8 protein-coding genes and 1 pseudogene are annotated in these 13,418 nt (G+C 33.7%); 7 read left to right on the top strand and 2 right to left on the bottom strand.

Features of this window, described 5'->3' with window-relative positions; all coding sequences use genetic code 11:
- Positions 1–3: 3 nt before the first annotated feature.
- Positions 4–1,521 carry an ATP-binding protein gene (locus VB694_RS00675; RefSeq protein ID WP_323358384.1) on the bottom strand — a complete coding sequence of 506 codons (1,518 nt, stop codon included), beginning with the start codon at positions 1,519–1,521 and terminating at the stop codon, positions 4–6.
- A 121-nt stretch (positions 1,522–1,642) separates the two neighbouring features.
- Entirely contained in the window at positions 1,643–3,706 is a 2,064-nt protein-coding gene (locus tag VB694_RS00670; RefSeq protein ID WP_323358383.1) for a GAF domain-containing protein, read from the bottom strand.
- Positions 3,707–3,780: 74 nt separating this feature from the next.
- On the opposite strand from VB694_RS00670, the gene VB694_RS00665 reads away from it, so the two are divergent.
- The 7 genes and pseudogenes from VB694_RS00665 (at position 3,781) to VB694_RS00635 (ending at position 13,401) form a co-directional block, all read left to right on the top strand.
- On the top strand, positions 3,781–5,373 hold the full coding sequence (locus tag VB694_RS00665; RefSeq protein ID WP_323358382.1) for an alkaline phosphatase D family protein: 1,593 nt from the start codon (positions 3,781–3,783) through the stop codon (positions 5,371–5,373).
- Between the two features lie 23 nt (positions 5,374–5,396).
- Positions 5,397–5,621, top strand: a pseudogene (locus tag VB694_RS00660) (Uma2 family endonuclease); the annotation flags it as partial.
- A 313-nt stretch (positions 5,622–5,934) separates the two neighbouring features.
- Positions 5,935–6,363 (top strand): trypco2 family protein, encoded by a 429-nt coding sequence (locus VB694_RS00655; protein ID WP_323358381.1) that lies wholly within the window; start codon positions 5,935–5,937, stop codon positions 6,361–6,363.
- A complete protein-coding gene (locus VB694_RS00650; protein ID WP_323358380.1) occupies positions 6,364–7,803 on the top strand; it encodes a CHAT domain-containing protein in 1,440 nt (479 codons plus the stop codon).
- A gap of 5 nt (positions 7,804–7,808) precedes the next feature.
- On the top strand, positions 7,809–9,365 hold the full coding sequence (locus VB694_RS00645; RefSeq protein WP_323358379.1) for a hypothetical protein: 1,557 nt from the start codon (positions 7,809–7,811) through the stop codon (positions 9,363–9,365).
- A gap of 66 nt (positions 9,366–9,431) precedes the next feature.
- Positions 9,432–10,619 carry a MoxR family ATPase gene (locus VB694_RS00640; RefSeq protein ID WP_323358378.1) on the top strand — a complete coding sequence of 396 codons (1,188 nt, stop codon included), beginning with the start codon at positions 9,432–9,434 and terminating at the stop codon, positions 10,617–10,619.
- A 1-nt stretch (position 10,620) separates the two neighbouring features.
- On the top strand, positions 10,621–13,401 hold the full coding sequence (locus VB694_RS00635) for a formylglycine-generating enzyme family protein (RefSeq protein WP_323358377.1): 2,781 nt from the start codon (positions 10,621–10,623) through the stop codon (positions 13,399–13,401).
- Positions 13,402–13,418: the final 17 nt, after the last annotated feature.

Genomic DNA, 13,418 nt, shown 5'->3' with positions numbered 1-13,418 from the left:
CCCCTACACCGAATGCTTCGCCCTCACAACTGAATTTAACGGTAAAGTGACAGTAAATGTTGTCCCTTTGCCTAATTGACTGTTGATTTCAATTTGACCATTATGGGCATCAACACACTTTTTCACAATCACTAAACCTAGTCCATTACCATGAATTGATTGCACATTTGAAGCTCGATAAAAGGAATCAAAAATCTGCTTTTGATCTGTTTCAGGAATACCAATACCTTGGTCTTTAACTTGAAAAATAGCGGTTTCATTGACTAAATCTCCTGTGAGATTAAGTGCAATTTCCTTTTCGGGAGGAGAATATTTAGCGGCGTTAGAAAGCAGATTTATAAATAAATAATGTAATAATTTTTCATCCATCACAGCATCGGGATTGTGAAGATGACAATTGAAAACAATTTGATGGGAGCTATTTTTAATCAGAGAAAATTCTTCAATTAGCTCTCGACAAAATTTATCTAACTTGATTGGGGCTGGATTATAACCCAGATATCCAGCCTCAGCTTTACCCATAAAAAGCACATCTTCCATAAGTCTTTCCATTGATTGGATAGCACCATAAATTCGGCTTAAATAAGTGTTTCTTTTAGCTGCTGTTAACTTAGTTCCTTGCATTTCTATGAGTTCTACTGCTGTTTGAATCATAGCCAGAGGATTACGAAACTCATGGGAGACAGTAGAAATAAATAGAGATTTGAGACGATTTAGTTCTTGCTCTTTTTCCAAAGCTTGTTCTAGATACTCTTTTTGACGACGTTCGCTCAGATCCCAAAATACTACTACCGCGCCACTAATTGCATGAGGTTGTCGTCTCAGGGGTGAAGCACTATTACCAATTGGTATTCTTTTGCCATCTCTGGTAACTAAAGATGTAAATTCATCTAAATAAACAACCTGTTTTTCTTGCAAGACTTTAATCACAGGGTTCTCTCTTACCTGCTCTGTAGATTCATCAATAATCTGAAAAATATTGGAGATATCTTTTCCCAAGGACTCTGTTTGCTGCCAGCCAGTTATTTTTTCAGATGCGGGATTCATAAATGTTATAATTCCCTGATGATTTGTGGCAATTACAGCATCACTCATGCAGTTTAACAGAGTTGCTAATTGATCCCGATTTTCTCTTAATTCACGTTCTAATTTATGTTGTGATAAACCTATTTCAATAGCTATACGTAAATCTTTAATAGTAAATGGTTTGACGACATAACCAAAGGGCTGAGTAATTTTAGCCCGTTCTAAAGTCTGCTCATCGCCACAAGCAGTGAGAAAAATCACGGGTATATCTAACTGCTTACGAATAGCAGCAGCAGCATTAATCCCATCCATTTCGCCTTTGAGGATAATATCCATTAAGACTAGTTCTGGTTGAGTTTCTAACGCCTTAACAATGGCATTTTTCCCAGAAGAAGCTGTACCCGTAACAATGTACCCCAATTGATGTAATTGACTAGCAATAGTTCTAGCCACAATTATTTCATCTTCGACCACTAGAATTTTAGCTTGCTCCATTTGCTATTGATTTAAGTATGTGAACATAAAAATTTAAAGGTATGTGAAGAAAAGTAAAATCACCCAAAACTCTCTTCCTGTTCCCTGTTCCCTTGCCCCAAAGACAATTTTTAACGCCAACCTACTTATGTAAAGTTAATTGTGGAAATTGAATGTGGAATAATGTTCCCTGATTGCATTCTACAATAATATTACCTTCTAATTGTTCTGTAACCAAGTCATAAACTAATGAAAGACCTAAAGAATTAGTGTTTCTCCAATTTAAACCAGTTGGCAGACCAATCCCATTGTCTTGAATAATCAGTTCAATATTACTACTGTTAGTATATAAATGAATACTAATTTCCCCATTTTGGTTGTTTGGGAAGGCGTGTTTCAGAGAATTAGAAATTAGTTCATTAATAACTAAACCGCAAGCAATAGCTTCATCAACATTTAAATTAACTGAATCTATTTTAGTGTGAAGATTAATTGTATCAGGTTTTATTTGATAAGATATCAACAACCCTGCTGCTAGATTATTAATATAATCAGCAACATCAAGTTTGCCAATATTGGGCGCAGTATATAAGTTTTTATGAATCAGAGATATGGACTCAATCCGATTCTTACTTTCTTGGATAGCTTTGATAATTTCTGGGTCTTTGAGTGTTTGAGATTGGAGTTGTAATAAACTAGAAACAATCTGCAAATTATTTTTAACTCGATGATGAACTTCCTTTAAAAGCACTTCTTTTTCAGCTAATGCACTTCTGAGTTTTAGTTCTGCTTTTTGTCGTTGAGCAATTTCAATTTGAGCTTGTTGAAGAATGGTAGATTGTTGAATAGCGATCGCAATTTGTACTGTAAGTTGTTCCAATAAATCTAATTGATTTTCTTCCCAATCACGCGGTGCTGAACATTGATGAGCAATCAATAAACCCCAAAGACAAGAGATTGAAGATTCCCCACTTTTTTCTATGATAATCGGCACAATTAAATTAGCTTTTACTTCAAATTGCGTTAATAAATGAAGATGACAATCTGTAAGTCCTGCTGTATAAATATTAGGAATTGCTCGTTTTTTTCCTTGGTAATAACCCAATCCTGCACCTAATTGAAAACAAATATCGTTAATTTCAGCATCCAAAGAAACTGTCCAGCCAGGTGTTACTGATTCCGCCATAATTTTACCACTCATATCTGGTGCAAACTGATAAACTAGCACTCTATCAACCTGTAATAAATCTTGTACTTCTTTAACAGTTGCATTCAGAATATCTTGAAGATTCAGAGATTGGCGAATACGTTGAGAAACAGTCCGCATTAATTGTTCCCGTTCTGCTTGAGTCTGAAATGCTTGTTCAGTTTGCTTGCGGACTGTAATATCCTGGCCAATACCGAGAGTTTGACCATTGATAAGTCTCACATTAGTCCAAGATGTATCTAATATACTACCATTCTTTAATTGACATTTAAAGTCATGCCAAATCGGTTGTGCAGACTGCATAAAATCAATCACAGTCTGACGATATTCAGCATCAGGATATAATTCTGCAAGAACATTATGGGTTTGAAATTCTTGCAAATTCCAGCCTAGAGTTTCCTCCAAATTATAGTTCACCCACTGTACTTTACCATTGACATCATTAAGTGCAATCATTAAGGGTATACTCTGGAATACTAATTTTAGAAATTCATAATTTTCTTTGTTATTATTAGCTTTTTTCCAGTGTAAATCTAAATAATTAATTACTTGTTTTGCTAAAGCTTTTAGGGCTTTTTGCTCTTTAATACTTAAATTTCGTGGCTCAAAATCCATCACACTCAAACAGCCTAAGCTAAAACCACTAGAATTAATTAGAGGAACTCCTGCATAAAATCGAAAAAACGGATCTGAGATGATAAGAGGATGATCAATAAATCTTTGGTCTTGCAATATATCGGCAATAATAAATATTTCATTTTCCAGAATAGTATAACTACCAAAAGCTAAATTTCGAGGAACTTCTAAGATTGTGACACCAACTTTTGATTTAAACCATTCCCGTTCAGCATCAACTAAACTAATTAAAGCAACTGGTGTTTCACAAAAATCAGCAGCTAGTTGGGCTAAATCATCAAAAGTTTCTTCAGATTGTGTATCTAAAATTTGATATTCATATAGTATTTTTAGCCTTTCGCTTTCATTGGTAGGTAATTGCATCGTTTCAGATATTGTATTTATGATGTTGATTCAATTAAAATCTATGTAGTCATGAACAATTGAAGTTTAAATTTATGCAATCACACATTTCACCAAAACTAAAACGTCGGCAATTTTTAATACAAGCTGCCATAACTACTGGTAGTGTAATAGGGACAAACCTGTGGACAAAATCGGGTTTAGCGCAAACATCAGCCTTGATTACATTAGATAAAAATCGTCCTTCCATCCCTTACGGGATTGCTAGTGGGGATATTAACGGCAATAGCGCCGTAATTTGGAGTCAGAGCGATCGCAACTCCCGGATGATTATAGAATATGCTACTAACGAGAATTTCCGCAATAGTCGCCGAATTATAGGACAAGTTGCTGCGGAAAATACGGGTTTTACGGCTCGGACATATTTGAATAACTTACCATCTGGACAAGATATTTTTTACCGTGTTACTTTTCAAGATTTAGCGGATACTCATATTTACAGCGCCCCAATTATAGGACATTTGAAAACTGCACCCCAGGGAAAGGGAAAAGATATATTATTTGCTTGGTCTGGAGATACATCTGGTCAAGGTTGGGGAATTAATTCCGAATGGGGAGGGATGAAAATTTACGAATCCATTAGAAAACTGAATCCAGATTTTTTTATTCATTCTGGTGATTATATTTACGCTGATAATCCCATTAAATCGGAAGTAATGCTAGAGGATGGAAGTATCTGGAAAAACATTACTACAGAGGAAAAATCCAAAGTTGCAGAAACACTCAAAGAATTTCGCGGTAACTATATTTACAATCTGTTAGATGAAAATGTGCGTCGTTTTAATGCTCAAATTCCCCAACTGGTGCAATGGGATGATCATGAAGTTGTTAATAATTGGTATCCAGGACAAATATTAGATGATGAAAGATACAAAATCAAGGATGTTAATTTATTAGCATCGAGGGCAAGACAAGCATTTTTAGAATATACACCTATTCGGTTTGATAGTCAAGACCCAAAACGCATTTATCGTAATTTTAATTATGGTGAATTGCTAGAAATTTTCATGTTAGATAAAAGAAGTTATCGGGGTAAAAACTCTCCTAATAACCAAACAGTATTAAGCGCGGAAACTGCGTTTTTAGGTAATTCCCAATTACGTTGGTTAAAGAGTCAATTAAAAAACTCAAAATCTACTTGGAAAGTAATTGCTAGTGATATGCCAATTGGTTTGATAGTACGTGATGGTAAAACCAATTTTGAAAATGCTGCTAATGGTGATGGAAAACCATTAGGAAGAGAATTGGAATTTGCTGATTTATTCCGGTTTATTAAACAGAGTAATATCAAAAATGTAGTCTGGTTAACTGCTGATGTACATTATGCAGCAGCACATTATTATGATCCGAATAAAGCACAGTTTACAGACTTTAAACCTTTTTGGGAATTTGTCGCTGGTCCTCTGAATGCTGGCAATTTTGGACCCAACCAATTAGATAATACTTTTGGTCCAGAGGTGAGGTTTAAAACTGCATCACCTGAGATTAAATTAAATCAACCACCCAGTTCAGGATTACAATTTTTTGGGACTGTAAAAATTGATGGAAAAACGGAAGTTTTAACTGTGGCATTTCACAATTTGGAAGGTAAGAAAATTTATAGTTTAGATTTACAACCAGAGGTTTAGATTCTGATGTGAGGCAGAGCCTCTTATTACCAGCTAATGAACGGGGACATTTTCCGATTCCAGCTTTAGGAGTTGAGTTAGGAATTTGGCAAGGTGAATATCAAAATGTGGATTTACCTTGGTTACGTTGGTGGGATTTAGATGGTAATTTGTTGTTAAGTGGAGAAGAACGTGCAGAACGGGAACGCCTAAAAAATGAACGTTTAATTGCCCAATTGCGTGCTTTAGGTATTGAACCGGAAGTATAATTTTCAGGTAAGCTTTCAGCAGTCAGCTTTCACATAAATCACTAATTTTACATTACCCCGCCCCATGCTGTCAATTTCCAGGGTGGGGTAAATTTTTAGCAAATTCGCTTTTTTGTAATAATTCAGACGAGTCGATAAGATCCCCGACTTCTTTTGTGTATTGTAGCCACAAATTATAAATTGATGTCAGAAGTCGGGGATCTGGGTATGAACGAGTACCATAGCTCAATACTTACTTTTTTTTACAAATTGTTGCACAAAGATGTATGATTTCATGTTATAAAATAAATCAGTTATTTCCAGGGTACTGAATATGTCACAGAAATTAAATGAAATCGGTTTAGGTGAATTAATTAGTAAAGTTAAAGAAGAGTTAGCAAGCACTAACAAAGATAATCCTGTTTTTATAGTAGAAAGTGTTGAACTAGAACTACAGGTAGCTGTTTCTAAAGAGCAAGAAGTTAAAGTAGAGGGTAAAGCAAAAGCTGATTTAAAAATTAATGTTCTTTCTTTTGACTTTTTCAAGTTAGGAGAAGCTGAAGGAACTGTAAGCGGTAGCACAAAAACCAATAACGAAACTATTCATACTATTAGAATTACTTTAACTCCTGCTATTTTAAATGATGATTTAATGGCAAAGTTAACACCAGATTCCCGGAAGAAAGTTGAAAAAAATACTGAACTTATATTTCAAAGTTCTCATCAAGTAAGCCCTTATGATAATATTGACGAGAATAAATAAATGTCAACTCTCAAGCTAACCTTAATACCCAATCCAGAAAATCATCTGCTTTTTAACATCCATGCAGAAAATTACGGCACTGAAAATTCTAAACGACCCTTTTTTGATGAGCAAGGAAAATCCAATCTTGCTACTATTAACAAGAAGCTAGATTCTTTTCCAGATGATCTGAAAATATATGAAAATATTGGCAAACAACTTTACCAAGCTTTATTTCCAGGAAATATTAAAATAGCATTATATCAAGAACTTGGTAAAAACGAAGATTTACACATTCAAATCCAATACGATTTTAGAGTAACTAGCAACTCTAATTTATCATTATATCCTTGGAATTTAGTACATGATGGTAATGATTTTTTAGCAAAAAACAGAGTTACTTTTTCTTATCGCATACTTGATGGTTATTCACTACCATCAGGAAAACGTCAGATTGATAAACTCAAAGTTTTGGTAATCTCATCACAAGCATCTGAAACAGAGGAACATAGACTCCTGCATCAAGAATCATTAATTAATGATAGCTTACAAAAAGCTCAAAATGAGGGACGTGCTTGTTTATTATCTTGGTATGAACCACAAACACAAAAACCAACATATAAAACTTTACGAAATTATTTAACTGATAATCGTAAACAAGCTGATAAAATACCTGATATTATCCATTTTAATGGTCATGGAGTTTTCAAAGATGATTCAGGCTTTCTTTTATTTGAAAATGAACAAGGTAAACCGGAATATATTAGTGCTGAACATTTTTCACATTTAATTGAAATTTGCAATCCCAAACCACAATTAATAGTTCTTACTGCTTGTTATGGTGCATTAGCTCATAATAGTAATTCTGTATTTAATGGAGTCGCCCAGAAACTATTACAGAAAGTTCCCGCAGTGGTAGCTACACCATTTAGTATTAGTCAAGATAGTACCACAGATTTCATCGAACAGTTTTATCGGGTTTTAGGTAATAGTAAATCTTCCTTGTTGGACGCAGTGAAATTTGCTTCTCAAGCCATGAAATACAAGCAATATGAATGGTATCGTCTTGTACTTTTCTTGCGACATGATGGGGATAAGGATGGGTATTTGTTTGAGTTTGAGGAAACTTCACAAAATGCAGATGATCAAAAGAATAAAGAGTTGGACATATCAGAGATGGAAACATTGAAAGATTTGTTAAAACGTAGTGGTAAAATAACAAGTAACAGAATTGTTCGTAAAAATTTCTGTAAGTCCATAGGAATAAATATATATGATATTACTCCTGATAACTTAGATAATTTGAATGATGATATATTTATAGATGAACTCTTTGATTTTATAGACAGAAATGAGAATCAATTAGCTGTAGGTAAATTATTAGAAATACTTGAAAAGCATTTTCAAGGTTCACTAAAAATTTCTAGCCAAATAAAATGGATTAAAGGAAAATTGATGTAAAAAAAATGAACAAATTAGAAACATTAAATTCAGAATTATTGAACGATTTGGAAACATTGAAGAGGTTGTTAAAACTTAGCGGTAAAATAACAAGCGACAGAATTATTCGTGAAAAGTTCTGTCAGTCTATCGGGATAAATATAAATGATATTACTACTGATAACCTCAATAATTTGAATGATGATATATTTATAGATACACTTTTTGACTATTTGAGCAGAACTGATAATAAAGTAGGTTATTATAAAATAACTTCTATTCTTGAAAAGTGGTTTACTAATTCTTTGGAAAAAGTACCGACAATCAAAAAAATTAAGCGCAATTTACGCTTAGCAGAAATTCTGACAATACTGAAAATTAATAACTTTACTGATAGTCAAATATTCGATATCTGTAATTTATCCTATCAAAAATGCTTATTACATAAGGAGAATAAGATTAATATTAATAGCAAAAACCTAGATAAAGATTTGAATGAGTCAGTGGAAATGTTAGCAACTTTAAATAATTATCAAGCTGATGAAAATAATCGGTTTGTGTTATTAGATTTTTTTGTTTGCTATTTAAAAATGAATATTAATTATAATAATCAATTTGCTGATTTTTGGCAATCACTAAATACATGGATTGCAGATTATCAAAATAATGCAGATGAATTGATGAATTATATTCATCAAAAACAGCAAGCTTTTCGTGCAAGAGAAAATCATGTTCATTCTTTACTTATTGCTATAAAACCAGGTAATAATTTAACAATTGATTCATGGTTTATTGAAGATATAAATACATATCTTAATGATAAGAATTGCCGTAAAATTAATACTAACTTTCCCCAGGAATTAATTAAGAATTTAACATGGGATAATTTAGAACGTAAATTTACTCAACTGTTAGATATTGTGATAAATACGATTGATTCCACTAGCGAAATTAGAGATATACAATTATTCTTGCCATATCAATATATCATTCCTGTAGATAAATTTCTCATCACTAGGGAAGAGGAAGAATACTATTTTGGAGCTTATTATCAAATAAGTGTTAGATTATTAGAGCGTATTACTCCTTCTACCAGTAAAGACGAGAAAACCTATAAGGATAGATGGACAAAGAAGAGTAATTCTTTAAAGAATAACATACAACAACAAAGATATGATAATTTAAGTAATAGTTTTATTCCTTTGGATTTTTTGCAAAGAAGTAGTAAAGAATTAAAAAATGAGTTGAGAGAAGATGATAAATTAGCAGCAAGATTAACTTGTGTTCTGGAAAATCATCAAACAGCAGAATTTATGAAGATTTTATATTTTACTGGTATCCCTCTTGCTATATGGCTAAGAGAAAATATTAATAATATGGAAACAGATTTATATGGTATAATATCTGAGGCAGAATGTTTAAATACACTGTCAAAAGAAATTACAAAAAACCGTAAAGAAGCTGATGAACAAAGAGATAAACAGAATGATAATCACATCGGACATCATTTACATTTTTTGTGCGATGATGCTGATTTAGTTCCTCATGAAGAAGAAGTTAACCAGAAATTGTCAATACCTTAAAAAACTAAATTAAATGAATCCCTAATTAAATCAAATAAACAATAATATTAAATATCACCAAAAACTATGAATACAAATAACACAAACTGGTACATATTTAAAGGCAACAACACCGAACCCCATGAGGATATTATTGACCCAAAAAAATTCCCACCCCCACCCAGTTGGCGGCCTTTTGGTACAGAAATTAAACCAGGGGAAAATAGACGTAAACGCAGGGGTGAAACCTTCCAAGTGCGAGAAACAGAAATTAAAATGGTCAATGCTGCAATTTATCTGAGAAGACCATTATTAGTTACTGGTAAACCAGGAACAGGAAAATCATCTCTTGCTTATGCTGTCGCTAGGGAATTAAACTTAGGTGAAGTGCTTTATTGGCCAATTACAACTCGCACGACTTTAAAAGATGGACTTTACAGTTATGATGCTATTTCTCGACTGCAAGAAGCTCAACAACAACAGCAACAAAATTGGTCAGAATTATCAGAACAAGAATTGAATAAAGGACTGAAACAGAATCTTTTAAAATTATTAGCAAATGAAAGTGGTGAACAATTACAAAAAAAGCTTACAGAAGTTTTAGAACAAGAATCTCAAGCACGAAAAGTACAACATTTAAAAATTATTGAAAAATATATTACCCTCGGACCATTAGGAACGGCTTTTTTACCATCTAATAGACCCCGTGTATTATTAATTGATGAAATTGATAAAAGTGATATTGATTTACCTAATGATTTATTAGGTATTTTTGAAGAAGGTAGATTTATCATTCCTGAATTAGAAAGAATTAAAGAAAAAGTTCCTGTTGTCAATGTCCGTACAGCTTACAGTGATGACACAGAAGAAATAACTAAAAAAGATATTAAAACAGAAATTCAAAATGGCGTTGTTACCTGTAAAAACTTTCCTTTTGTAATTTTAACAAGTAACGGTGAAAGAGATTTTCCCGCGCCATTTTTGCGTCGTTGTTTGCGGTTAACAATGCAAAAACCCAGCAAGAATGATTTAGAAAATATAGTGAATGCTCATTTTAATGAAGGAACTGAAAAAACAGCTACAAAAACCACTAATAACCCAGAAGTAGACAAATTAATTACCAAGTTTTTACAAAATCAAGATGAAAAGACTTTAGCAACAGACCAATTATTAAATGCTATTTTTATGGTTGTCAACGGTCGGGATGGAATTTCTAGTGAAAACAAATTAATAGATAGATTATTAGAAGATTTGGGAGCAGAACCAGAAGAATAAGATGAATAATTCTCCCAATTATACCACGATTAAAAACCTAATCACCCGATTAGATAAATTAAAATTACCAGATGATTTAGCATTGGATGATGAAGACATTGCTGATATGATTTGGTTGGCTTTAAAAATGGGAGATGTAGAGCAACAAACATCTAATAATACAGAAGGTTCTATAGAATTTAGACCAATAGAAAGATTACCTGATGATAATAATATAAATGAAATAGATGATTCAAAACCAGAAGTTTTCAATGCTTATGTAAATGACAAAAAACCAGAAAATACAGAACAGATAACAGAACCAGTTAAAAAATCAGAAACAACACCGCAAACATCAGGTTTTCCCTTTCCTGTTGCTGCTGCACCAGCTATTGATAATAGTTTAGAAATTGCTCGTTCACTGCGTCCCCTGAAGCGAAAAGTAGCTGCTAAAAATAGATTTATTTTAGATGAAGAAGCAACTGTTAATAGAATTATTGAGCGTAATATTTGGACTCCTGTTACTAAACCAGCACCGGAAAGATGGTTATATTTAGAGTTAGTTGTCGAAGATTCTAAATCATCTTTTATTTGGCAGGGTTTAATAGATGAATTAGAACAAATATTAGAAAAACAAGGTGCTTTTAGAAATATTCGTTGTTGGATTATTCCTACAGAAAATAATCCTACTACCAATAAAAATAAACAGAATAAATTAGCTCTTTATCGTCGCTACAAAGGAGGTAAATTAGCACAACGTAAACATCAATATAAAGAATTAATTCATCCTGATAAACGGGGTTTAATTTTAATTGTTAGTGATTGTGTTTCTCCTTTGTGGGAAAATCACATATTTTATCAATGTTTAAAAGATTGGTCAACATCTCAACCTACTGCTATTTTACAATTTTTCCCTGAAAATTTATGGGATAGTACCCAATTATCATCAGGACGAAAAATATTTGCTAAATCATCTAAACCCGGTGTAGTAAATCAAAAATTAGAGTTAGAAAATTTACCATTTTGGGTGTCTGTTAATTGGCGTGAAAATTTAGTTTTACCAGTATTGAATTTAGAACCAGCAATATTAAACCTGTGGTCAAAAGTTGTTGCTGGTTTTGGTAATGGCAGAATTTCTACATATTTATTTGATTTAACATATTTACAAGAAAATCTTTCTCCAAACCTTTCTCCTACGAAAAAAGAGGCTTTAAATTCTGAGGGGTTAGGTGAAGTTGCAAATGACCTCTCTCCAAACCTCTCTCCTACGAGGAGAGAGGCTTTAAATTCCCCCCCTTCCCTTGTAGGGAAGGGGGATGGGGGGTTAGGTGAAGACGAAAAAGCGCAAAAAATTGTGAAAAATTTCCTCGCTACTGCATCACCCATCGCGCAAAGATTAGCAGGAATGATGGCAGCTTTACCTGTGGATATGGCTGTAGTTAATCTGCTGAGAAAAACCTGTTTAAAGGCAGCTAAAACGGTTCATGTGGCAGAATTTTATATGGCTGGTTTATTGGAAGATGTCACACCAAAAAATCACGAAGGAAAAGAGCGAGTTTATGATTTTATTCCTGGTGTGAGGAAGGTACTGAATAATGCAATGGCAATTAATGAAACGGAAAATGTTTTAGATGCTGTTTCTGCATATATTGGTGAAAGAATTGGTTTATCAGTTAACAGTTTTACGGCATTGATAGCTAATTTTCCTAAAAATCAAGATACTCAAGATAAACTTCTTCCCTTTGCCCATATTGCGGTAGATGTCTTTAAAAATATTGGTGGTGAATATGCTGAATTTGCTGATGCTATTAATAAATATATTCCTCCAAAAATAACTACACCACCACCACCACCTCCTCCTCCTCCAGAACCAGAATTAAAAACCTGTGAATTTGAAGTAGCGACTATTGAAATTATTAAACAGACTACTTTTAAATTTGTAGTAGCAACTTTAGAACGGAAATCAAAACAAACTAACTGGATAGTCAACCGTCAAGAAAAACAAGCTGTAGGTGTAATTGAGGAACTGGCTGAAGGGGTAAATTTAGAACTGATGGAAATACCAGGAGGAAAATTCCGCATGGGTTCACCAGAGGACGAAGAGAGAAGATATGATGATGAATCACCACAACATGAAGTAACAGTACCAAGATTTTATATGGGGAAATATCCCATCACCCAAAAGCAATGGCGGGTAGTAGCAGGATGGGAACAAATAGACAAAGAACTAAACCCAGACCCATCGAGATTTAAAGAAGACTACAAAGGAATAGAAAGATGGCAAAGACCAGTGGAAAATATCAGATGGTCAGATGCAAAAGAATTTTGTAACAGATTAAGTAAAAAAACAGGGTATGAATATCGCCTACCCACAGAAGCAGAATGGGAATACGCGTGTCGTGCAGGAACAAGCACACCATTTCATTTTGGGTCAACCATCACAGCAGAACTAGCAAATTATCGTGGTACAGATGTGTATGGAGAAGGAGTCAAAGGGGAATATAGAAAACAAACAACACCAGTGGGATATTTTAAAGTAGCGAATAATTTCGGGTTATATGATATGCACGGGAATGTGTGGGAATGGTGTGAAGATGACTGGCATGATAATTATGAAGGTGCGCCGACGGATGGTAGTGCATGGATAAGTAAACAAGCGAATAACAACAAGGTGCGTCGAGGCGGTTCTTGGAACAACGTTACTAGGAACTGTCGTTGTGCGACTCGCTACAATTTCGGCAACAACAACCTCAATGGCGGTTTTCGAGTTGTGCGTGTTCCCCCCAGGACAGATAGAATTTAGAATTTAGAATGAAGAAT

Source organism: Anabaena sp. UHCC 0451 (assembly GCF_034931405.1).
Taxonomy (GTDB): Bacteria; Cyanobacteriota; Cyanobacteriia; order Cyanobacteriales; family Nostocaceae; genus RDYJ01.
The sequence above is the reverse complement of the archived record's forward strand: the minus strand, read 5'-3'. Positions and strand labels throughout refer to the sequence as shown.

Bases quoted from the DNA above. Each gene is read 5' to 3' on its own strand.
- VB694_RS00640 (WP_323358378.1), top strand. From the start codon at position 9,432: ATGAATACAAATAACACAAACTGGTACATATTTAAAGGCAACAACACC.
- VB694_RS00665 (WP_323358382.1), top strand. From the start codon at position 3,781: ATGCAATCACACATTTCACCAAAACTAAAACGTCGGCAATTTTTAATA.
- VB694_RS00635 (WP_323358377.1), top strand. From the start codon at position 10,621: ATGAATAATTCTCCCAATTATACCACGATTAAAAACCTAATCACCCGA.
- VB694_RS00645 (WP_323358379.1), top strand. From the start codon at position 7,809: ATGAACAAATTAGAAACATTAAATTCAGAATTATTGAACGATTTGGAA.
- VB694_RS00670 (WP_323358383.1), bottom strand. From the start codon at position 3,706: ATGCAATTACCTACCAATGAAAGCGAAAGGCTAAAAATACTATATGAA.
- VB694_RS00655 (WP_323358381.1), top strand. From the start codon at position 5,935: ATGTCACAGAAATTAAATGAAATCGGTTTAGGTGAATTAATTAGTAAA.
- VB694_RS00650 (WP_323358380.1), top strand. From the start codon at position 6,364: ATGTCAACTCTCAAGCTAACCTTAATACCCAATCCAGAAAATCATCTG.
- VB694_RS00675 (WP_323358384.1), bottom strand. From the start codon at position 1,521: ATGGAGCAAGCTAAAATTCTAGTGGTCGAAGATGAAATAATTGTGGCT.